The sequence below is a fragment of the Treponema primitia ZAS-1 genome (assembly GCF_000297095.1).
GTDB classification, from domain to species: Bacteria; Spirochaetota; Spirochaetia; order Treponematales; family Breznakiellaceae; genus Termitinema; species Termitinema primitia_A.
Map to the genome: position 1 here is coordinate 1 of NZ_AEEA01000085.1, position 23,340 is coordinate 23,340.

Sequence of the window (23,340 nt, forward strand, 5' to 3'; positions counted from 1 at the left end):
TCGGGAAGAAGCCCGGTTGATGCTTGAGGAAAAGGAGCGGGTGATAGAGGAGCTCAAACGCAAGCTGCGGGAAGCCGGGATAGATAAGTAGTAACAAGCCGTTTGCGGTTAATTTGCCGGGTAGAACCGGGCGGTAATCTACCCGGCATTTATTATAAGATTCAATAACCGCAAAGGACACGAAGAAGAACCCGCTTACGCGGGGGAGGGAAAGGGGAATTAACGGGGATAAAACGGGTAGTCCTATGATCTTTTCCTATTCACCTTTGTGTACCTTCGTGTCCCTGGTGGTGAAATTCTTCTCAAACTTGTCTGACCCGGATATACGGTACAAACCTTATAATTTCCATCTTTTCATGAAAGTTTTGAAACCGCTGCTTTTAAAATAAGCCAGGCTATTTCTGAATTGTGAAAACAAATCTCTAAACCGTACCAGTTACAGGGAGGAGCCTTTCCCCCCAAAAAGAAAAAGCCGTGCCCGCTTTGAGACGGACACGGCCGGTTTAAGCTCGCGGGAAACCCGCGGGCTTAAAGATAGTTATTAGTCAATAGTGAAGCTATGGACTGCGCGGATGTTATTATAGTTGGTTTTTGTATCGGTTCCTTCCACTCCACCGATGGTAAAGATGTACGCATCAGCGGGGGTGGCGGGAACTGTTTCCGATGACCAGTAAGTACCGGCCAATAGACCATTTCCATCGCCTTGGTAAGTGTTCATAGCAACCAAGTTAGCGCGAGTTGGCAGGGTCCAGAGATACTGGGGAACGGTGCCAGTGTAATCCGCTGCCGTAGTCGATGCGACATTCCATCTGACATTCCCAGCGTCCGTAGGTGCTACTTCAATGTAAGTGCCTGCGGTGCTAGCAATTATCTTTCCACCTGCAGGACCAGGATTGCCAAGACCATAAGTTGTACCGGCAGCAACAAAGGTACCATCCAAACGGATATCAAATGCCGGCATTGGGGTAGAAGGATACGTATAAGCCCTTGTACCACTCTTGTTGGCTTTATCTATATAGGCGCCACTATCTCTTCTGAGATAAACCGAATCACTGATAAGGCCATTTCCTCCACCCGCTGCTATAGTTAACGATATGAGGTCACCCGCTTGCGCTTTCGTCCGGCCGGTAGAGACAATTGTTCCGGGAACACCCCCTAGCCCTGGTGAGTATGGGAGGATGGTGAACACATAGTCTGTAACGTTACCAGTCGTTGTACCGTCTATATTGCTTAACGGAACAGCATGGTGCCCAGCCCCGATGGTGGGATGGTCATGGAAATTCTGCCTCTGATCCAGTGAATTTCCTGTTGGCCATTTAGCTTCAAAGGACAGGGTTACATAGCCTCCGGTAGAATCACGGACACCGTTGATATCGGTCAGGTAGTATGAGGGAACATCCACGATGTAATTCGCCTGTCCCGCAGGGATTTGTGAGTCCTGGGTGTGATCTGTAATCTCATATGGTGAAACGCTTGTCACTTCCTGCCATTGTGCTCCTGCTCCTACTGTGCTAGTGCGATACCACACATGAATAGCATCCGGTATGTAGTTAGAACCGATTTCATCAACGGTATATCTTCCTCTAACACGGGCATAGGCGCTAAAATCTTTTTCCACAAAAACATAGTTCGCAGTGGTGGTCAGGGAGGGGTAGATATACACCTGTTCAATGCTGATCACTTGCAGTGCGTTATTTTGGATTCGCTGATTATTTATCAAGGTTACCGTCAGGGTGTACTCCCCGGCGGGAAGCTCAAGTGTCCTGGCAATAGTCTCCTTGGTGAGGTCATCGCTCGTGACCACTTCGCCCGGTTCATTACTAAAATTGAAGATTACCGGGGTTACGTTCGGGTCCACCGGGGTAAGCTGAAATGATTTAGTGGTATAGTTGATTGGAATTTCAACAGGGAGTTTATGGAGTATCGGATATTCGACTGAAAAATCCAAGGTACCGTAAACTTCCGTATTGGTAACCGGCGCTAAAATGATGTCCACCACCTCAGGCGTCTTTGTCCCCGCCAGCACAGAAACGGTGCTACTTTTACCAAAGGCAACGGTCTTGGTCCCATCGCTGGTAAATGCGGTTACTTCAACAATATATTTTCCCGGCTCAAGGTACTTGGTTGCCTGAGCACCTTCAGCCAAGACGAGATCCTCGTCAATCGCTACTTTTTCGGCGGTGCCGGGAGCGGCATTATTAGTGGTAATCTTAAGCTTGAGCTTCAGTTCCCCCAAAGCGGCTGCGGTAGGCGCCCAAGTCCTTGCGGTGCTGGGATTGACCCGGATGACTAAGTTTCCGGCCTGCTTGTTTTGGGCCGGCCCATCGCTTTCCAACAGGTTAGAACAACCCGCTAGGAGTAGGAGTCCTGCCAGTAATACGGCAGATATTCTTATTGCATTTTTCATTCTGTACCCCCTTACCGTACTACCGTGAACGGTATATTTACGGTGAAATAATGACCATTTCTGGCCCCAGCAAATGTTATATAATAAGTTTTATCGACGGCGAAAGCTCTAGTATAATTAGTACCATTACCAGCAGCATTTGTAGAATAGAAACCACCGTATGTACCCGCATATGCAGCCACTACTGGGAAGGCGTATATGGTCAGGATATTGGCGGTATTAATACCACCGATAACGCCACCGTCATAATACCATTGGACGTCAGTATACACTGGTGCAGGATTACTTGCGGTGGTTGTGGGATATTCAGCAGCGCCGGCGCTGATAACCACCGACTTGGGTAGGGTGGGTTTGCCGTCAGCATCAGGAGCCCCGGACCGGGAAATCACTATCGGATTGATTTTTCCGTCTGTATAGGTAACGCCGTATATAACCGGGGTATCGTTCAGGAAGTCAATGGAAACCGCACCGGGCGTATTGGCCAGGGTGATACCGTCAATAACGGCGACTTTGTCTCCCTTCGTAACGGAGATGCTTTGCTTCCCCTGATAGGTCACGTCGGAGAGCACATAGTCCGTTTCCAGCCTTTCGGACCCGTCGGAATAATAGCCTGTAACCACCAAAGAGCTTTTCAGAGCTTCACCATAGGCAAATTCCGTTTTCAGGGCTTTGGCCTTGAGGGATAAAAGCGTCTCTTCCCAGGTAACTTCCACTGCATAGATCCGTTTTGCCCCATTTGCCGCCTCAACCAGGTATGTGACGGGTTTTGAAAAATCCAGGACTTCGTCCTCTTCCAAAACGGGTGTTGCCGTGGAATTTAAGGAAACGATAATCGTCGGCTCCGGGAGCGGGCCGGCGGTACCGGTCGGAATCTTCACGGTAATTTTCGAACCCCCAAGGTCAATATCATCAACATCATCATAGGTTTTAATTTCACCATAAATGTTCCCAAAGGCAAAACTGAGGATTACGTTAGTACCGTTTTGTTCGGTGGTAACATACACCGCATAGTCACTTTTCCGGCCATGGGCGGCAACCCGGTAGTTGACGGGTTTCGTAAAATTCTGCGCAACCTTTACATCAACGGGCTCTACGATGGTGGTGCCATTGGACAGCAGGATGTCCGGGATCAGGGCGTTCACCTTGGTATCCGCCGGTACTACCACTTTGATAGTTCCCGTTTCTTGGTCAATATCGCCGATGCTTTTGCCAACGGAAAAACTGATAATTCTGCCCGGCTCACCATCCGAACTGCTGTCATCCGAATCACAAGCGGTGAGAGAGACAAGGGCTGCACATAGAAGAACAAGCCCTGCGCACACGACGGATTGACGTAATCCGCCTGAATGTCTTTTTTTCATAAAACACTCCTTATTTCAATTATTTAACAGACAACGTCTGTTCATAGCCAAAATGAAAAAGCGCCCACATGCTGAATGCGGGCGCCAAAAAGAGACAATAGGAAATATTTCAAAACCGGAAATGCAAACCCCCGGGGATAATAATTACTTATCCTGTAAGGAATTATGGACAATTCAAACCGTTGCCCCTCCCCGGAACTTAAAAAGAACATCTTCTTCGATAGGAAAAACCTTCGCATAATACTCATTTTGTTGGAATGAGATTATCACTTTATTATTTAAAATGCAAGTGTTTTATTATGTATCCAGCAATATTTTTCAAAAAAAAATACCAGCCTTCCAAGGCGCCTATACCTTCTTTAAACTAACCAGCCACTGCTCGGGCCTACTTGGTCCGCCGGACCCAGTAGGTCCATCTGACCCAGCGGGTCCGATGTCCCCGGTATCGATGGGGATCTGACCATCGGCCTTAGCCCACTCTACGGATTTTGCCAGGGTTTCGGCGGCCACATACTCGGCGAATACTTCCCACGCGGCCTTAAGCCGGTCGGAGCCAAAAAGCACCAGGGCAATGCGATCCGTTACTTCCAGGCCCGTGTCTTTTCTGAGGTTCTGCACCCCCCGGACCAGGTCCCGCACATCCCCCTCCCGGGAGAGTTCCTCGGTAAGCTCCGTATCCAGGCCCACCGTGAGGGTCCCTTCGTTCAGAACCCGGAGCTTGGCCCGTTCGATACGCCTGATATCGAGCTTCTCCGCGGTGATATCCACCGAACGGCCCGCCGCTTCGATGGACAGGATGGCCCCTTCCAGCAGGCCCTGAATCTCGGACTGGCTCAGGGCTTCGATACGGGCTGCGGCGGCCTTCATATCCTTCCCCAGCTCCTTGCCGAGTACGCGGAAATTGGCCTTGGCCTGGTATTCAACCAGGTCTTCCTCGTTATCCCGGAAGACCACGGACTTTACGTTCAGTTCCTCCCGGATGATGTCTTCCATCTCCAGGAGCACCATCTTTTCGTCCGGATTCCGGGTAACCAGCTCCACCGTTTTTAGGGGCTGACGTACCTTGAGGTTGTACTGGGACCGGAGTGAACGGCCCATGGAAACGGCATGTTGAACCGCCGCCATCTTAAACTCAAGTTCCCGGTCCCGGCGCGCTTCCCGGGGCACGGGAAAATCAGAGAGGTGCACCGATTCTTTTTCACTTTCCTGACGCAGGTTCCGCCAGATAGCATCGGTGGTAAAGGGCATAAAGGGCGCGGCAACGGTGATCAGGGTTTTGAGGGCGTCGTAGAGGGTGCCGTAGGCTTCGATCTTGTCGGCGTCGGAACGGCCTTCGGTATCGCTGCGCCAGAAACGGCGGCGGGAACGGCGTATATACCAGTTGTTCAGGAGGTCGATGAATTCCAGGATGGGGTCCACCGCCCGGGAAAGGTCGTAGGCATCCAGGGCGGCGCCTACCTTTTCCGTCAAATTTTCCGCCGCGGAAAGTATCCACTTATCCAGGGGATTGGCGGGGTTATCCGGCGCGCCCGCGGGGCTGACCTTGTCGATATTGGCGTAGGTAACATAAAAGCTGTAGGCGTTCCACAGGGGGATGAGTATGCTCTTCATCACATCCCGTACCCCCTCGTCGCTGTAACGCAGGTCGTCGGCCTTAACCACCGCCGAGTGGATCAGGAAAAGCCGCAGGGCATCGGCGCCAAAGGCATTCACCACCTCCATGGGGTCGGTGTAGTTTTTAAGGCTCTTGCTCATCTTTTTGCCGTCCGCGGCTAACACCAGCCCGGAAACCACACAGTTTTTGAAGGCGGGCTTTTTGAAGATCGCCGCCGCCAGGATGGTAAGGGTGTAAAACCAGCCCCGGGTCTGGTCCAGGCCTTCGTTGATAAAGTCCGCGGGGAAATGGCTGTCGAAAAATTCCTTGTTCTCGAAGGGATAGTGATTCTGTCCGTAGGGCATGGCGCCGGATTCAAACCAGCAGTCCAGCACCTCAGGAATCCTGCGCATGGTTCCCCCGCAGGCCTTACAGGGAATAGTAATTGTATCGACAAAGTGTTTGTGCAGGTCCGTAGCCTCCACGCCGGATAGTTCCTTAAGTTCCTTCCGGCTCCCCACACAAATAGTCTTGCCGCAGTCCGGGCACTTCCAGATGGGCAGGGGGTTCCCCCAGTAGCGGTTCCGGCTGATGGCCCAGTCGCGGGCGCCCTCCAGCCACTTCCCAAAGCGGCCCCCCTTGATATGCTCCGGCACCCAGTAAATCTGATTATTAGCGTCCAGCATATCCTGCTTAATTTTTTCTATATTAACAAACCAGGACCCCACGGCCCTATAGATCAGGGGGTGGCCGCAGCGCCAGCAGTGGGGGTAGGCGTGGAGTATCTGCTCCCGCTTCAGGAGCTTCCCCTCCGCCTTGAGCCGTTCCATGATGGGCTTATCCGCGTCTTTTACAAAGATTCCCTGATAGTCCGGCACCTCCGCAGTAAACCTGCACTCGGCGTCAATGGGGCAGATAACCGGAACCCCGGTACCCTTGAGCACCCGGGCGTCGTCTTCGCCAAAGCCCGGCGCCGTGTGGACGATGCCCGTACCATCGCCGGTGGAGACAAAGTCCCCGGGATAGGTGCGGAAGGCGTTCTGCTCCGCCGCTTCTTTAAAGTAGGGAAACAGGGGTTCGTATTGGATACCGATAAGGTCCGCACCCTTCTGTTTCCATATAATGGTATATTCCTCGGGACTCTTGTAGTACGCCTGAAGCCGGGCTTCCGCCAGGATGTAGCGCTGGGGGTGGGCGGGAAGCACGTCACCTGCGTCCTGGACCAGTACGTAGTCGATGTCCGGGCCAAGGGTCAGGGCCAAGTTTGACGGCAGGGTCCATGGCGTAGTGGTCCAGGCGAGGAGGTAGGTAGAACCGTCCGTCAGGCTATTCAGACCGGGCTGGGCCGATGCGGGACTCCCGGCGGTAATACCGCTTACCTTAAAGCGTATGGTAATAGCCGGATCGTGGACATCCTTATAGCCCCCCAGGTTGAGTTCGTGGTTGGAGAGCACCGTGGAACAGCGGGGGCAATAGGGCAGGATATAATGGCCCTCGTAGAGCAGGCCCTTTTCCCAGAGGGACTTCATGACCCACCAGATGGTCTCCATATAGTCCGGGTCCATGGTTTTGTAATCATTGTCAAAATCAACCCAGCGGCCCAGGCGGGTAATCACTTGCCGCCATTCATCGACGTAGCGGAGCACCGATGTCCGGCAGGCTTCGTTAAATTCCGCCACCCCGAACTTTTCGATATCCGTCTTGGAATTGAGTCCCAGTTCTTTTTCGATAAGGTTTTCCACCGGCAGCCCGTGGCAGTCCCAGCCAAAGCGGCGTTCCACCTTCTTTCCCTTCATGGCCTGGTACCGGGGAATGATATCCTTTATGGTACTGGGTACAAAATGGCCAAAATGGGGCATACCGGTGGCAAAGGGGGGGCCGTCGTAGAAGACATACTCCTCCGATGTATCCCGCTGGGAGATGGATTTCTTGAAAATATCATTTTTTTCCCAAAAAGCCAGGACTTCTTCTTCCAGCTTGGGGAAACTTACCTTAGGATCTACCGACTGATACACCGCTTTCCTCCGCTGGGGCATTATGGCATAGAAGAGGATTCTTTTCCAGTATTGTAAATTGCCACATGGATATTGAATCTTATAATTTGGAATCGCCGGGTTTGACCCGTTGTTTAGGATTCCGGGAAATGATCCACTACGCTATAGAGCCTTCCAGCGAGACCTTCATCATCACCGTCCCCAAAGATCCCGGCGCGCCAAAGGTATGGTAGCGGCGCTAAACAGGGAACTTGACACCATTAGTTAGGCCGAAAGATCAATCTTGAATCCAAGGGTTGATGAAATTTTGATAAAAGTAAGTAAATTACAATTAATCCCATTTTCAATTTTGGATAATTGCTGTTGGGTTACATGGCTTTTCTCCGCCAAGTCTTTTTGGGTCATACCCAGGTACTTCCTGGTTTCTGTTATCTTTAAGCCCAATTCGAGTAGATATTTTTCTTCTTCAAATACCTCTTTGAATTTTGGGTCAGAAAGTTCTTTCTCAAGATGGTCTTTGTAACTTTGCATCTTCGCTCCTTATATCAGATTCTGAAAATCTGGATAAAAAATCTGTACGTCGTTCTTTGGCAATTTTTATTTCTGATTTAGGGACGGCGCCTGTATGTTTCTCAAATGAGTTTGTCAGAATAATACTATTTTGATAACAAAAAAAGTATAATATCCTCACTTGAGTACCGGTAAGTTTCATTCTTAATTCGTGTATACCATCTTCCAATAAATCAGAATAAGGCCGCGGTAATTGAGGGCCATGTGTTTCCAAAAGGCCAATAAATGCCAAAGATTTAGCACGATCTCTTATGGCAAGCGAATCAATATATTCTTTTACTGGAACCGTGTTATTATCATCCTCATAATAATAAATTTTCCAATCATTGACCATATTTTATATATACATCATAAATGATGTATTGTCAAGGTTTACTTATTAACTACCCTCCAAAAACGCCCCGAAGTACTCCGGCAGCGGCGCGCTCACATCCAGTGTGAACCCGCAAAGCCCTTCCGGAATGACCAGCCGGCTGGCATGGAGCAGCAGCCGCTTTAGCCCCCGCTCTTTGCGGAGCCTTTTGTTCAGGGCAAAATCGCCGTACTTATCGTCCCCCAGGATGGGGTGGCCTATGGAGGCAAGGTGGCGGCGTATCTGGTGCATACGGCCGGTACCGAGCTCCAGTTCCAGCAAAGAGAAGTCAGAAAGGTGACTGACACCATTAATGCGGCGGTAGCTGGTTTTGGCTTTCCGGGCCGCCCCCCGGATTTCCAGGTCCGTTTCTATGGTCCCCGACTCAGGCGTGGGTCTGCCCGCGCAAACCGCCAGGTACTGTTTTTGAACAGAAAAGGTGACTGACACCGGTCTTGCAAAGATGCCGGCAAACAGGGCCGCCGCTTCCTTGGTTTTGGCGACCAGGATGACCCCCGAGGTGTCCTTGTCCAGGCGATGCACCAGGAGCGGACGGGGGGAATATTCAGCGGATAGGAGGGAGTCCAGGGACGTACCTACCCCTTCCCCGCCCTGGACCGCAAGACCCGCGGGCTTGTTCAGGACCATACATTGGTCATTTTCAAAAAGTACGGTGATATTCTTCACGCTAAATTCCCCAACATACCGATTATTATACTATCATGGTTAAACGAAATATTCTGGCGGCAGCGCTGTTTGCCGCGTTTTTTTCAGCAATGCTGTATGCGGAACCCCTGGTTTCGCCGTCCTGGGGTTACCGTATCGATCTTCCCGAAGAGTACCAGTACCGTTCCGGGGACGGCAGGGACAAGTTTAGTTTCCAAACCTCCGGCGGGGCGAGCTTTGAACTGGCCGTATATCCCCCGGGCAATCAGGCTTCATTCCCCTCGGTCGAAGCCCTGGCTGCGGATGTAAAAAAGCGTTTGAACAGCAGCGGGGAAATCAGTGTTTTTGCGTACCGGAATAAGAAGGCGGTTCTTATGGAACTGGAATTTTCGCTTCCCACCCCTCCGGGGACGAGAAACCGGGCTCAGAATACCCGTCTTTCAGGCTGGGGGCTCTGTATGGAACTGGAAGCCCGGCAGACCGGTACGCCCCTAATTCTGGCCCTGGCCTATGGCGACGCTGCAAAGGAGGAACTTCAGATCCTTTACTTTTCCGCCCTGGATTCCCTGGCCCCGGCGCCGGGGGATCAGTATTCCCCGGGTCCCATAACGGAATTTACCTACCCCCGGGGAAACCGGGTACGGGTATCCCCCTTTGGCTTAGCCCTGGAAGCCTTCGCCTGCGAACACGATCCGGAAGGCGCCCAGGCCCTGGTGGACAGGGAATTCGAGGTGCTTCAACGCAGCGCCGATAAGCCTAACTGGAAGGAAGCCTGGACCCGTTTTTACCGGGCCATATACCGGGACTCCTTCAGCCGTCTGAGCGAGATCGCCTTTGCCCTGGAACGGCACTGGGCAGTACCAGGCGCTGCTTCCGGAGAACAGAACCGAGGGGATTTAGCGGGGAAGGGCCTGGGTTGGGTACAGACCTTTAGCTACGAGCGGGATCTTCTGGGCAGCGATTTTGTAAACCTGGTAAGCGCCGCCATCGAAGGCCGGGGGGACTGTGACAGCCGCGCCATGCTCTGGGCCATTATCATGGAACAGGCGAATATTCCTGCGGCGATAATGGTTTCAGCGGACTACGGCCACGCCATGGGCCTGATCGATATCCCCGGCGACGGCGCCCGGTTTGAATGGGACAACAAGCGATGGCTGGTAGCGGAAACCACCGCCAAGGTAGCCCTGGGACGTATCGGGCAAAGGGTGAGCGATCCGGCGCATTGGCTGGGGATTACCTTTTAGCTATGCTTCACCAGTAACTGGTAGGCTTCGTTGGGAGTTTGGCTGCCAAGAAGCTCCTTCCTAAGGGCAAAGTTCTTAAGCCGGGAGCTGAAAAACGATATGGTCTGTAAATAGTAGGCGTGCTGATTGTACGCGGCGGCAACCATGAACACCAGCCGCACCGGCTCGTCATCCAGGGCCTGGAAATCAATAATATCGGTCTGGCTTATCCCCACGGATACCACCAGGTCCGTCACCGAGGCGAGGCGGACATGGGGGATAGCGATACCCCGGCCCATGGCGGTGGTCATCAGCTCTTCCCGTTTGAGGATTTCGGTAACCAATTCTTGACGGTTCTTTACCTGAGGGGCATTGGCCAGATTATTCGCCAGGGCTAAAAGGACATCACGTTTAGTAGAGTAGTTAAGGATGAGAATACGATCCGGGGAAATGATGGTCTCCACCGCCACCGCCTCTATGGGCGATGCCATGGTGTGGGTAGAAAGACGGTCGTTTACCCACTTTTCAATCTCCGATTTCTTAAAACGCCAGACGGTCCCGATTTTTCCCGAGGGAATTTCCCCCTTTTGAGCCCAATCGTACACGGTCCGCTCGGATACCCGAAGATACTTCGCTACTTCATCTATAGTAAGTATATCATCGTCAATCATTACCATTATTTTACAATAAACGTCAGCATATGTCAATATCTGTAAGAAAATTATACGCCAATTGTACTGGTCAGGGCGCCCTGTTTTTTAAGGCCCAGGATATAGGCGGCGTATTTTTTATCCATCACGGCGATATGGGAGAGGATCCAATCCTTGAGGTACCGGACAAACACATTGGGGACGAATTTTTTCCCCCCCTGATAACTTTGAACATCCCCCAGGATCTGTTTGATAAAGCCCTCGTGCTGCCGTTTATGGTCCGCAATTTCGGGATACTTCGCATTTTCCAGGAGCTTTTCCTCAGCGCTAAAATGGTACTTCACATAGTCAACCGTGCCCTTTACGGCGCTCATAAAATAGTCATGAGCGGCTTCGTCCCCGGCCAGGCAGCCCTTGTACAACTCATTGGTCAATCTGATGAGTTCCTTATGCTGATCATCAATTAACGGAATACCCACCGAATACCGGTCATCCCACTCAACAAGTACATCACATTCCATAAACTACCCCTTAAAATTGAGTATATAACGGGGGAAGAAAAAAAATATAGGGGTAAATAAGGATAGAAACTCCAAGGTATTGTTTAGAGTTATCGGATTTATCGGCAAAGACGGGAGTGGGGAGGGATGTCCCTGGCTGCATGTGCATGTAGAGCCTGTCTCCGCAGCCCCGCTGCGCGGGTCTACTACGACAGAGAATTCCATATACATGCAGCCAGGGACACCCCTCCCCACTCCCGCCGGTGTCACATTCCGGTAACCACAACGGATACAGCGGTAATGAAACGGGGCTTAACCCGATAAAAAATCGAACACTGTATCTAACTTCCGGTAACCCGTACTCGGTTTCATTACCGCCTAACTAAGTTTGGAGCATTCCTGCAGGTGAAGTTTGCCCATCGTAGTGTAACCGAGGCGCCTAACTAAGTTTGGCACGTTTCCCAGTGGTGGATGCTACCCAGTCTAGTGCAGATCGCTGTAACTCTCCCGTACTTCCGACACCGGCGGGGGGAGGGAGGGGCATCCCCGGTCGAGCACATATGGAATTCTCTGCTGGAGGAGACCCACAGGGGCTCCGTAAGCAGGCTCTACATGCGTGCGAGCGCCGGGGATGCCCCTCCCTCCCCCCGTCTTTGCCGATAAAGTACGAAATTCACTTACTATCTATATTTAGGAACAAAAAATCAATTTTTACCTCAATTCACCCCAAATCACCCCTCATAATCCGCATTTTCTCATTTCTCATTCCTAATTTTTCAATAGCTTGCATAAAAAATGATAAACCGTGTAATATAAAAAACGGAGGCGGGAATGAAAAAACAAGCAAGACTTGTCCTGGAGGACGGGTCGGAATTTGCAGGGTGGTCCTTCGGGAAGGCGCGGTCCCAGGCAGGGGAAGTGGTCTTTACCACCGGTATGACCGGTTACCCCCAGTCCCTGACGGATCCCAGTTTCCGCGGGCAGATCCTGGTGGCCACCTACCCCTTGATGGGAAACTACGGGGTGCCGGTAAAGCCGAAAACCGCGGAGCCCTTTTACGATGAACAGGGCATTCCCAAACATTTCGAGTCCCCCCTGGTCCAGGTTTCGGGTTTTGTGGTGGCCGAGGCCTGCGCAGAACCCAGCCATTTCGCCTCCGGCGCCTCCCTTACAAACTGGCTCGAAAAAAACAATGTTCCCGGCATCTACGGTATTGATACCCGGTCCCTCACGGAACGGCTGCGGGAGCACGGGGTTATGCAGGGGAAAATTCTGGTGGAAGGGAGCCGGGATGTAACCATGGATTCGGGGATTATCACCCACCCGGTGGCGGAGGTTTCCCCCAAGGAAATCAGGCGGTACCGTTCCCCCGGAACAGCGGAAGGTGAAAAGCTTCCCCGTATAGCCCTGGTGGACTGCGGGGCCAAGGCCAACATACTCCGTTGTTTCCTTTCCCGGAAGGTGGAGCTTATCTGTGTACCCTGGGATTCGGATCTCCGGGATATTGAATACGACGGCCTCTTCCTCTCCAACGGTCCCGGGGACCCCAAGGCCTGCAATAAAACTATCGCCACCCTCCGCCGGGCCTTTGACCAAGGGAAACCTATCTTCGGCATCTGCCTGGGGAACCAGATCATGGCCCTGGCCGCCGGGGCGGATACCTACAAACTCCCCTACGGCCACCGCGGCCAGAACCAGCCCTGCATCGACACCGAAACGAAGCGCTGTTATATCACCAGCCAGAACCACGGCTATGCGGTCCGGGGAGAAACCCTCCCCAAGGGCTGGGAACCCTGGTTCATCAACGCCAACGACAATACTATTGAGGGTATCCGCTCAACCAAACACCCCTTCTCGGCAGTACAGTTTCACCCCGAAGGCTGCCCGGGACCACGGGACACAGAATACCTGATAGACCGCTTCCTAGAACAGGTAAGGAAAACAATATGACTAAAACGATAAAAGATACGATAAAGAAAGTATTGGTGCTCGGGTCCGGGGGCTTGAAGATTGGCCAGGCCGGGGAGTTTGACTACTCCGGGTCCCAGGCGTTGAAGGCCCTGCGGGAAGAGGGCATCACCACGGTGCTGATCAACCCCAATATTGCTACCATTCAGACCAGCGAAGGCATGGCGGATTCTACCTACTTCCTGCCGGTAACCCCGGATTATGTCAGACAGGTAATCGAAAAGGAACGGCCCCACGGGCTCCTCCTCTCCTTCGGCGGGCAGACCGCCCTGAACTGCGGGGTAGCCCTGGACCGGGACGGAACCCTCTACAAATACGGAGTCAAAGTACTGGGTACCCCGGTTAAGACCATAGAGGATACCGAAGACCGGGAGCTGTTCGTGGAGCGGCTCAACGAGATCGGCGCCCTGACGCCCCGCAGTATCGCTGTCACCGACACGGAGGCGGCGGTCGAGGCGGCGGAGAAGATCCGCTACCCCGTGATGGTCCGGGTCGCCTATGCCCTGGGGGGATCCGGTTCGGGGATATGCCGGAACGAGGGGGACATACGCCGCCGCTGTGACCGGGCCTTTGCCCATGCGCCCCAGGTACTGGTGGAGGAATGGCTCGGGGGCTGGAAGGAAATTGAGTACGAGGTTGTCCGGGACAGATTCGACAACTGCATTACGGTTTGTAATATGGAAAACTTCGACCCCCTGGGGATACATACCGGCGAAAGTATCGTTGTGGCCCCCTCACAAACCCTCAGCGATTCCGAATACCACAAGCTCAGGCGCATCGCCATAGAGGTGATCCGTCATCTGGGTATCGTGGGGGAATGTAATGTCCAGTACGCCCTGGATCCGGAATCCGAAGACTACCGTATCATCGAAGTTAACGCCCGGCTTTCCCGGAGCTCCGCCCTGGCATCCAAGGCTACGGGCTATCCCCTGGCCTTTGTGGCGGCAAAACTCGCCCTGGGCTATTCGCTGGTGGATATTGAAAACCGGATCACCCGCCTTACCAAGTCCTGTTTCGAGCCTGCGCTGGATTACTGTGTGGTCAAGGTGCCCCGATGGGACCTCCTGAAATTCAAGAACGTCGATGTCCGCATCGGTTCGGAGATGAAGTCCGTTGGAGAAGTTATGTCCATAGGCCGCAGTTTCGAAGAAGCCCTGCAAAAGGCCCTGCGCATGACCGGCATCGGCGCGCCGGGTCTGGCCGGGGACGACGCCCTCTGCGGAAGCGGCCTGGAGAATATCCGGGACGCCCTGGTTAAGCCCACGGACCGGCGTATCTTTATCATCTACCGCGCGCTCCAGGAAGGCTGGACCGTGGAACGGATCTTCCGGCTCACCAAGATAGACCGCTGGTTCCTCTACAAGATTGCCAATGCCCTCGCTGCGGAAAAGGATCTGCGCGCCCTGGGAACCAATAATGTAGACCGTGAAATCCTCGCCCGGGCGAAGAGCCTTGGCTTTTCGGACGCTCGTATCGGGGACTTTGTCGGAAAAACAGAAATGCAGATACGCAGTATCCGTGAAGGGTTCAGGCTGCGGCCCCAGATCAAACAGATAGATACCCTGGCTGCGGAGTATCCCGCCAAAACCAACTACCTCTACATGACCTACGGCAGTTCCGGTGCGGGGAGCGGCGCCGCCGACGATGTAACCCCATCGGGACGGGGGGTGATGGTTCTGGGATCCGGCGCCTACCGGATCGGGAGCAGCGTGGAATTCGACTGGTGCTGCGTCAACGCCGCAGAAACCGCACGAAAACTGGGACGCTACTCCATCATGGTAAACTGTAACCCCGAAACGGTATCCACCGATTACGATATGTGCGATAGGCTCTATTTTGAGGAGCTTTCCCTGGAACGGGTCCTGGACATCTACGAGCGTGAGCAGCCCGAGGGGGTTATCCTCTCCATGGGCGGCCAGATCCCCAACAACCTTGCTACCAAGCTCTACGATTCGGGGGTCCTGATCTACGGCACCTCCCCTGCCTCCATCGACATGGCGGAGGACCGGAACAAGTTTTCCGCCCTCCTGGATAAGCTGAGAATCGAACAGCCTGAATGGAAGGAACTGACGGACCTGCCCTCCGCCAAGGCCTTTGCGGACCAGGTCGGCTTCCCGGTGCTGATCCGGCCCAGTTACGTGCTCTCCGGCGCCGCCATGAACGTAGCCTGGGACGATGAAACCTTAGAAAAATTCCTGAACCTTGCGGCGGATGTATCCCCGGAGCATCCGGTGGTGATATCCAAGTTTATCGAAAATTCCAAGGAAATTGAGATCGATGCGGTGGCCAAGCGGGGAGAAATACTGTTCCACGCCATCACCGAACATGTGGAGAATGCCGGGGTTCACTCCGGGGACGCCACCGTGGTACTGCCCGCACAGCGTCTCTACCTCCAGACCGTACGGAAGATCCGCAAGATAAGTTCCCAGATAGCGGAAGCCCTGGATATCACCGGCCCCTTCAATATCCAGTTCCTGGCCCAACGTAATCGGGTGCGGGTAATCGAATGTAACCTCCGCTCAAGCCGGAGCTTCCCCTTCTGTTCCAAGGTCAGCCGGGTGAACATGATCGAGATGGCGGTACGGGCCATGCTGGATGAGCCGGTACAGAAGGCCCCCTCCTCTGCGCTGGACCTGGACTGGGTTGGGGTCAAGGCCGCGCAGTTCAGCTTTTCACGGCTCCACGGCGCGGACCCCGTGAGCGGTGTGGAGATGGCCTCCACCGGCGAGGTTGGCTGTATCGGTACGGACCTGAACGACGCCTTCATGAAGGCCCTGCTTTCCGTGGGTTACCGTATTCCCAAGAAGCGGATACTCCTCTCCACCGGCCCCATAGAAGACAAACTGGACTTCCTGGATTCCGCCAAGGCCCTGGTTAAAATGAATTACGAACTCTGCGCTTCCCGGGGTACCGCCAAATTCCTGGCCGCCAACGGCGTGCAGGCCCAGCCTTTAAACTGGCCCCTGGAATCCAAGGAGCCGAACATTGCGCAGTTTATTAAAAGCCGGGAAGTGGATATGATAATCAATATCCCTAAGAACAACCGGGAAACGGAACTAAAGAACGATTACATCATACGGCGCATGGCGGTGGACTTCGACATACCCCTGTTCACCAACATCAAGGTGGCCCGTCAGTTCATTGACGCCCTAAGCGACTTCCGAACCAAGGGGCTGGAGATTAAGGCCTGGGAAGAATACCAATAGGGTACCCAATTAGTGTTTGTAATAGTTAATCAAACACCCGTCCGCCAGTATTTGCCGTTCCGTGTCCGTGAGCGCCCCCAGGGATAGTTCTATTGTTGTAATACGATTTGTATTACAGCCTAGTACGTAGGCTGGGAAGGTATCGGCCTTTTCCAGAAGCGCTTTCCTAGCCCCCGGTACGAATAACCAATCCCCGGTCTTAAAAGCGGCGCCGTCCTTTACCAGGAAGGGCAGTATGCCCCAGTTGATCAGGTTAGAGCGGTACCGCTTTGTGGCGTATTCCAGGGCGAAGTTTGCCGATGCCCCAAGCACACGCTGGCAGGATGCGGCTTGTTCCCGGGCGGAACCGTCCCCGGGCTTATTGGCGTAGATGGCGCTGCCTATGCCCGCCTGTTCCGGTGTAGTATTACCGCAGCCGGGTAAAGTTTTAATCATTGCATACAGAGCCTCAATTTCCGCGGGGACCGGTCCTGTAGCTTTCCGCCGCCCTTCCTCCAGGGTCTTTACCGCCTTGGCCTTCCCCACATATTCCGGGTCCCGCCTGCTCAGGGTAAACTCCGCAAGGGCCAGCGGGTTTGAGCGGTACGATGATGTCTCCCCCGACGGAATAAGCTCATCCGTGGTGGTCACGGGGTCCGTAATATAACTAACAATTTGTACCAACAGATTTTCCGTAAGCGCCGGCATGGCGGGCCAATCCTTGATATTCGGCCCAAACACCAGTTCTGTTTTCCTATCCGGCTTGCCCGTACCATCGTAGACCCGCTTGTCGTAAATGGAGCGGTCAAAGAAATATGTAGGGCGCTGCGTATACACCTCGTCATCCCCGGCGGCGCTTAGCCTTCCGCCGTTAGCTGCGGTAAGGGCTATGGAACGGGCATCCATCAGGGCTACCGAAGCGATCTGTCCGTCGCCGGGCTTCGACCCTTCCCGGTTAGGAAAATTGCGGGTGGTATGGCGTATGGAGAATTCGCCGTTTGCCGGCGTGTCCCCGGCGCCGAAACAGGGGCCGCAGAAGGCGGAACGCACGATAACGCCAGCGCCCATTAGTTTTGCTATGCCGCCGTTCTTTACCAGTTCCGCAAAAACCGGCTGGCTGTCCGGGTATACGCTGAGGGAGAAAACGCCGTCCCCGGTAGACTTTCCATCAAGAATATCCGCCGCAGCCATGATATTGTTAAAGGTCCCTCCGGAACAGCCGGCGATAATTCCCTGGTCCACATACAGGTCACCGCCCTGTAGTTTTTTCCGCAGATTTATTGCGATACCCGGTACACCAATAGCCTTGTTGGCCGCTTCCTCGGTCTTTGCAAGTATATCTTCGGCATTTTCCTTTAGTTCCCGGATCGTATACACACTGCTTGGGTGAAAGGGCATGGCGATGGATGGTTCGATCTTTGAAAGATCCACCAGGATTGCCCCGTCATAATATGCACCATCGGCGGGGTTTAGCTCCCGGTAGTCCCCTCCCCGTTTATGTATTGTAAGGTAGTCCCGTACCTGATCGTCGGTTTTCCAGATCGAACTCCAGCAGGTAGTCTCGGTGGTCATCACATCAATTCCGTTACGGAAATCCACCGGGATATTCGCTATACCATCTCCGATAAATTCCATGACCTTATTTTTTACATAGCCGTTTTTAAACACCCCGGCGATAATCGAAAGGGCCACATCCTGGGGGCCGACGCCGTTCCGGGGAGTCCCGGTAAGGCAGACCGCAACTACTTCCGGATAGGGGATGTCGTAGGTCCTGCCCACAAGCTGCTTGGCAAGCTCACCGCCGCCCTCGCCCACAGCCATGGTTCCCAAGGCGCCGTAGCGGGTATGGCTGTCCGAACCGAGGATCATCTTGCCGCAGCCCGCCATCATTTCCCGGTTGTAGGAATGGATAACCGCCATATGGGGGGGCACGAAGATGCCGCCGTATTTTTTCGCCGCAGAAAGGGCGAATACATGGTCGTCCTCGTTAATGGTTCCACCCACCGCACAAAGGGTATTATGACAGTTGGTCAGCACATAGGGAATGGGAAAGCTTTCCATGCCGCTTGCCCGGGCAGTCTGGATGATCCCCACGTAGGTGATATCATGGGAAGCCATGGAATCAAATTTAATTTTTAGATTCCGCCCGTCACCGCTGTTGTGGGCGGTAAGTATTGAATAGGCGATGGTTCCCTTCTGTCCTTCTTGCCTGGAAAAATTTTTGCCAAGCCGCTTTATTTCCACGGCCCCTGCTTCGTCATCCGCAATAAGCCTGCCGCCGGAATAATAGGTGCCGCCTTTCAGTAATGATATCATCAAAAACCTCCTAGTACTTCCGCAGTAATTCTATTGGGGGAATAGCCCCGGCCCGTCTGGCAGGAATCCAGGATGCCAGCATGGACGCCAGGATTGTGCCAATGCCGATAATGAAGACCGCTTTCCAGTCAATAACCAGGGGAATGTTTTCCAAATAATAACCCGGGTCCAGTATTTTTACCTCCCCTCCGTGGAAAAGGCCGGAAAAAAAGCCAAGCGCCTTTTCCAATCCATGGATGATGGGATTTATGGCGGATCCAATCCCCAGGCCAAGGGCGATACCGGTTATACCCCCGGTAAGCCCGGTAAGGAACGCCCCCTGGATAAAGATTCTGCTAATACCCCTGGGCTTTGTACCAAAGGCTTTTAATACCGCAATATCACGCTGCCGCTCTATAGCCAGCATGGACGTGGCGGAAGACACATTTACTGCGGCCACGATCACCACCAGGGCCATGATAAAGAGAAGAAGCTGCCTGGTAGATTCATAGGAACTGTACTGGGATCTCTGGAGTTCCTTCCAGGTATAGATCCCATAACCGGGCCCCAACTTTTGATAGATATCGTAGCTTGCATCATCAGCGCCCGTATAGGGGTCATCGATCTTTACCATGAGATAGGATGAGGACAATTCCGGCGCCAGGATTCGTTTTCCCGCATCGTAACCCACGATACACCAGAGGGAATCCAGTTCCCGGTACCCGGAAGAAACAATACCCTTAATTGTAAAAGGAAAAAGCCTGGGGATATTCCTGCCGTCGGAGCCAATGCGGAGCGTCATTATCCGCAGGGTGTCCCCCACTTCTGCGCCCAGGCTCTCCGCCAGGGCATCCCCCAAAATTACATCCCGGGGATCCTCAATCTTTGCACTCCCCGAAATGGTTTTTAAAAACTTGCTGCTTCCCTCATCTTCCCAAAAAGAACTTTCCGTGGCCCTGATGGTAGCCCCGGTCCTGCCTTTTTTACCCGCCAGTACCCCAAGGCCCTGGCGTTCAAGCCATGCCCCCCGAAGTCCGGGAAGATCCTCCAGCGCAGTTTTAGTGTTCTCAACTTCCATGGGATCCAAAAAATCGTAGATCTGAATATGGCCGGTTCCCAGTTCCAGATACCGGTCGGTGATACCCCGAATCATACCATCCGCCACCATGAGGGTAACAATGATAGGAATAAGGCTCAGGGCGATACCCCCTGCGGCGCCCCTAAGATAGCGGCCTCCCTCCCGGGCCCTTCCAAGGAGGTAACGAAGACTAATAAAACTAATGGGGCCGGCCCTCACTTCGGCGCTCCGATCTGGGGACCGTAGGTCCGAAGTACCCCGCCTACCAGGGTATAGCGGACTTCCGCCCGTTCAGCCACACCCATATCATGGGTAACCACCATAAGTGTCTTACCCCATTTCCCGGCGCCGGCATAGAGGAGTTCCGCCACCATGGCGCTGTTCTGAGCATCCAGGTTACCCGTCGGCTCGTCCGCCAGGACCAGGTCGGGATCGTTCACCAGGGAACGGGCCACCGCAACCCGCTGCCGCTCACCGCCGGAAAGCTGGGATGGATAGTGGTGGATCCTATCATCAAGCCGTACGTCCCCAAGGAGGAGCCGCGCTTTTTCCAGGGCATCCTTTTTTTTCATCCCCGCAATATATGCGGGCAGCATTACATTTTCCAGAGCGGTAAAATCTTTCAATAAATAGTGAAACTGAAAAATAAAGCCCACCCGATGACTTCGGTAGGAACTGAGGGCGGATTCCGTAAGACCGTTTATTTCAGCGCCCCCAACCATGACGGATCCGCAGTCGCAGCGATCAAGGCCCCCCAAAATATTAAGGAGCGTACTTTTTCCACTGCCGCTTTCACCGGTCACTGCCACGGAACTTCCCCGTTTAATATCGAACCCAATACCCTGAAGTATGCGGAGGGTTTCCGTACCGGATGTATAGGTCTTAACAAGATCCCTAACCCGGACCAGGATTGAATCAGCATCCTGAACGATATCACTCATAACGCAGTACCTCCGCGGGTCTTGTCCGGGAGACCCTTCCCGAGGCGAACCATGCCGCTAGAAGGGCGGATAAAAAGCCAAATAAAAATATAATCAGCACCTCATGGGGGATGAGCCTGGAGGGGATTTCCTTTATATAAAACACCGTTGGTGAAAAAATAGCGAAGCCCCCGCCCGCAGCTTCCGATCCCAGGAAGGGTGATGAAAGCACATTAAGAATACCGATAAAGAAATTAACTACCCCTTCCAGTATGGAAAAAAACGCTGCGATGTTACAGGCGATAAGAAGTCCCAGGAGCATTCCCATACCCGCCCCTACAATACCGATAATAACCCCATCCCAGACAAAGACCAGCCGCACCGCCATATCCGTGGCGCCCACAGCCCGGAGGAGGCCGATTTCCTCACGGCGTTCAAGGACACTGCGTCGTTGGGCTTGAAAGATATTTAACCCCACAACAATAAATATAAGTCCCACCAAAACAAACATGAACAGTTTTTCTGTCCGCAGGGCTCCGAAGAAAGCCCTATTATAGTCCCGCCAGGAAGAAACATGAAGCTCAAGTCCCGCCTGTTCTTCCAATACCCTCCGGATCTGTTCCAGTCCGGCCCGGTCCTGCCAGCGGTTTTTCAGTTTGATCCCCAGGGACGTATCTCCACCGCTTATTTCAGCGGAACGTTCTATATTAATAAATGCCCATCCCAAATCATATTCATAAAAACCTGAACGAAAAATACCCTTAACAATGAACCGGGAATTATCCGCCCCGCCCTCACCTTCTTCAGCATCCCCGGAAAAAAGGTCCTCCCCTGAAACGGAAACCATGGTAATCCAATCCCCAAGATCCGCATCAAGACGCCTTGCCAGTTCAGCTCCAAGCAATATGGAAAAACGGTCCTCTAAATTAAAAGAGCCCCTTTCAAAGACCAGCTTTTCCGCCATCCCCAAGTCCTGTTCCAGGGCATCAGGCGGGAGGCCGCGGACCACCGCTCCGTGATGCCCCCTCTGCTGTCCGCGGACAATTCCCTGAATTTCCCGGAATGGAACTGCCGCTCTAAGCGCCGGCAGGGCGCTGATTTTTTCCCGCAGCATTTCTCCCCGCCCGTCATGGGGGAACGCTTCTATCCGCAGATGGTAGGATGATATTTCAAGGATACTTTCGATAAACCCCAGTTGGAACCCATTCATCACCGCGATGATAACCGTCAGCGCCAATACCCCGGTGGCAATACCCAGTATGGCCAGAACCGGCGCCGGAGAATGCGTATTTTTGCGCCGTCCCCGAAAATAACGGATCGCGACAAATCCTATCCAGCCCTGCCCAGCCATTATTCTCCCCTCCGGTCAGATCCCGGGCGGACATGTTCCTCAGAAATTTTACGGCCGTTTAACCATACAGCCCGGAGTACCACGGCATCATTCATATAGAGTTCCTCGACTTCCCGGTCCCCTTCCTGACGAACCGTTCGCTCCAAAACTCCATTGCGAAGGTTACGTTCAAAAATACGATCCCCATCGTTGTTATATTCATATTCTATGAGCCGTTCCTCCGCATCGGATTTCCAAAGCACCGAAGTAAGCCTGTCTCCGGACCAGGTGTTTATCACTTCCCCCAATATGCGGTCAAACTCATCGCGGCGAACTTCGCTCCTAATCCGGCCGCGCTCGTCGGTATTGTAGAGTATCCGATCGCCGGAATTAATTATCACATCATCAAAAAATTCAGAACTAAAAACAGAACCGGGGTGAACAAATTCATTTTCCGCCCCGACCCCAAGGATAAGCTGGGGGAACCTGAAAAAAGCGGTCTCCTGCCCTTCTGCGGGCGCCTTAAGATAACGCCGCTCTACACTCCGCAAAGCATAGGAACGGGTATAGCGATAGTAATCTGTCCAGATAGGTTCTTCGATCCCGTCGTTCAGCGTTTTTACTACCGTAACCGGAATATTCACCGGACGCGGAATGGGAACCATCTCTATGCCCTCCTCTTCCGCCCGGGTTGATGATGGCACCGGCACATTAGGAATCGTCTCTTTAGGATCCTCAGCCTTCACATCCGGCTCCTCTTCCACAGGTTCATCTTCCGGTTCCGCCTTAAAGAGAGTGAAAAGCCAGGTCTCCGTTCTGATAAGAAAAGTGCGGTTATAATAATAGTAGGTAATATAATCGGAACTATCCGCATTTATCTGATGCGATTCTGATATAAGCTTGTCGGTATTGTAGAGTTCAATAAACCCCGAATTATCATCCTCAAAAACCGCCGCAAGCCTTGTAAGTTCCGTTTCGTCTTTAAACGACCACTGACGCCGGGATACGACACCTTCTTCGTAGAGATTCCGTATCTCTATCCGATATGATGGATCGTAGTATTGCAGCAGCTTCTCGGGCAGTTCCGAAGGGGAAGCGCTTCCCACCGAAAGAGCATACTTGCCCCTGAGGGCATACTGCGAAAAAGCAGGTTCCAGAGCCATCCCCCCGGCGTTGGAAACATACCAGTCCTCGGCATACATAAGGGCAGCAAAAAATCCCAGGGTAAAACAAAAAAATATTTTTTA

Annotated in this window: 16 protein-coding genes; 3 read left to right on the plus strand and 13 right to left on the minus strand. The window is 53.1% G+C overall.

Going from position 1 to position 23,340, the window contains the following annotated elements; all coding sequences use genetic code 11:
- Positions 1-541: 541 nt before the first annotated feature.
- The 6 genes from TPRIMZ1_RS0113435 to TPRIMZ1_RS0113460 form a co-directional block, all read right to left on the minus strand.
- Positions 542-2,407 carry a hypothetical protein gene (locus TPRIMZ1_RS0113435; protein WP_010260915.1) on the minus strand — a complete coding sequence of 622 codons (1,866 nt, stop codon included), beginning with the start codon at positions 2,405-2,407 and terminating at the stop codon, positions 542-544.
- A gap of 11 nt (positions 2,408-2,418) precedes the next feature.
- A complete protein-coding gene (locus TPRIMZ1_RS0113440) occupies positions 2,419-3,768 on the minus strand; it encodes a hypothetical protein (RefSeq protein WP_010260918.1) in 1,350 nt (449 codons plus the stop codon).
- A 348-nt stretch (positions 3,769-4,116) separates the two neighbouring features.
- Complete coding sequence (gene ileS / locus TPRIMZ1_RS0113445; protein WP_232616832.1) at positions 4,117-7,377, minus strand: isoleucine--tRNA ligase; 3,261 nt, start codon at positions 7,375-7,377, stop codon at positions 4,117-4,119.
- A 243-nt stretch (positions 7,378-7,620) separates the two neighbouring features.
- Positions 7,621-7,887, minus strand: a complete 267-nt coding sequence (locus TPRIMZ1_RS0113455) for a helix-turn-helix transcriptional regulator (protein ID WP_010260922.1) — start codon at positions 7,885-7,887, stop codon at positions 7,621-7,623.
- Positions 7,862-8,260, minus strand: coding sequence for a type II toxin-antitoxin system RelE/ParE family toxin (locus tag TPRIMZ1_RS20110; protein ID WP_010260925.1), 399 nt, complete (start codon positions 8,258-8,260; stop codon positions 7,862-7,864). The genes TPRIMZ1_RS0113455 and TPRIMZ1_RS20110 overlap by 26 nt, the downstream gene beginning before the upstream one ends.
- Before the next feature lie 45 nt (positions 8,261-8,305).
- On the minus strand, positions 8,306-8,965 hold the full coding sequence (locus tag TPRIMZ1_RS0113460) for an RluA family pseudouridine synthase (protein WP_010260929.1): 660 nt from the start codon (positions 8,963-8,965) through the stop codon (positions 8,306-8,308).
- Between the two features lie 35 nt (positions 8,966-9,000).
- Here TPRIMZ1_RS0113460 and TPRIMZ1_RS0113465 point away from each other — a divergent pair, with 35 nt between their 5' ends.
- Positions 9,001-10,188 carry a hypothetical protein gene (locus TPRIMZ1_RS0113465; RefSeq protein WP_010260933.1) on the plus strand — a complete coding sequence of 396 codons (1,188 nt, stop codon included), beginning with the start codon at positions 9,001-9,003 and terminating at the stop codon, positions 10,186-10,188.
- Here TPRIMZ1_RS0113465 and TPRIMZ1_RS0113470 read toward each other — a convergent pair.
- Both TPRIMZ1_RS0113470 and TPRIMZ1_RS0113475 read right to left on the minus strand, forming a co-directional pair.
- Positions 10,185-10,838, minus strand: a complete 654-nt coding sequence (locus tag TPRIMZ1_RS0113470) for a PTS sugar transporter subunit IIA (RefSeq protein ID WP_010260935.1) — start codon at positions 10,836-10,838, stop codon at positions 10,185-10,187. The two genes, TPRIMZ1_RS0113465 and TPRIMZ1_RS0113470, sit on opposite strands and share 4 nt — an antisense overlap.
- 50 nt (positions 10,839-10,888) lie before the next feature.
- The gene (locus tag TPRIMZ1_RS0113475) at positions 10,889-11,338 is read right to left on the minus strand and encodes a bacteriohemerythrin (RefSeq protein ID WP_010260937.1); all 450 of its coding nucleotides are present in this window, start codon (positions 11,336-11,338) and stop codon (positions 10,889-10,891) included.
- Positions 11,339-12,148: 810 nt separating this feature from the next.
- Here TPRIMZ1_RS0113475 and carA point away from each other — a divergent pair.
- Together carA and carB are read left to right on the plus strand one after the other, a co-directional pair.
- Positions 12,149-13,267: a glutamine-hydrolyzing carbamoyl-phosphate synthase small subunit gene (carA, locus tag TPRIMZ1_RS0113480; protein WP_010260940.1), complete on the plus strand. Its 1,119-nt coding sequence runs from the start codon at positions 12,149-12,151 to the stop codon at positions 13,265-13,267.
- Complete coding sequence (carB, locus tag TPRIMZ1_RS0113485) at positions 13,264-16,491, plus strand: carbamoyl-phosphate synthase (glutamine-hydrolyzing) large subunit (protein WP_010260944.1); 3,228 nt, start codon at positions 13,264-13,266, stop codon at positions 16,489-16,491. The genes carA and carB overlap by 4 nt, the downstream gene beginning before the upstream one ends.
- 9 nt (positions 16,492-16,500) lie before the next feature.
- Here the strand turns inward: carB and TPRIMZ1_RS0113490 are convergent, their stop codons facing one another.
- The 5 genes from TPRIMZ1_RS0113490 to TPRIMZ1_RS0113510 are packed head-to-tail and all read right to left on the minus strand — an operon-like array spanning position 16,501 to position 23,295.
- Positions 16,501-18,786, minus strand: coding sequence for a hydratase (locus tag TPRIMZ1_RS0113490; RefSeq protein WP_010260948.1), 2,286 nt, complete (start codon positions 18,784-18,786; stop codon positions 16,501-16,503).
- Positions 18,787-18,796: 10 nt separating this feature from the next.
- A complete protein-coding gene (locus tag TPRIMZ1_RS0113495; RefSeq protein WP_010260952.1) occupies positions 18,797-20,062 on the minus strand; it encodes an ABC transporter permease in 1,266 nt (421 codons plus the stop codon).
- Entirely contained in the window at positions 20,059-20,784 is a 726-nt protein-coding gene (locus TPRIMZ1_RS0113500) for an ABC transporter ATP-binding protein (RefSeq protein ID WP_010260954.1), read from the minus strand. The genes TPRIMZ1_RS0113495 and TPRIMZ1_RS0113500 overlap by 4 nt, the downstream gene beginning before the upstream one ends.
- A complete protein-coding gene (locus TPRIMZ1_RS0113505; RefSeq protein ID WP_010260957.1) occupies positions 20,777-22,114 on the minus strand; it encodes an ABC transporter permease in 1,338 nt (445 codons plus the stop codon). The genes TPRIMZ1_RS0113500 and TPRIMZ1_RS0113505 overlap by 8 nt, the downstream gene beginning before the upstream one ends.
- Positions 22,114-23,295, minus strand: a complete 1,182-nt coding sequence (locus TPRIMZ1_RS0113510) for a hypothetical protein (protein ID WP_010260959.1) — start codon at positions 23,293-23,295, stop codon at positions 22,114-22,116. The genes TPRIMZ1_RS0113505 and TPRIMZ1_RS0113510 overlap by 1 nt, the downstream gene beginning before the upstream one ends.
- Between the last annotated feature and the right edge of the window lie 45 nt (positions 23,296-23,340).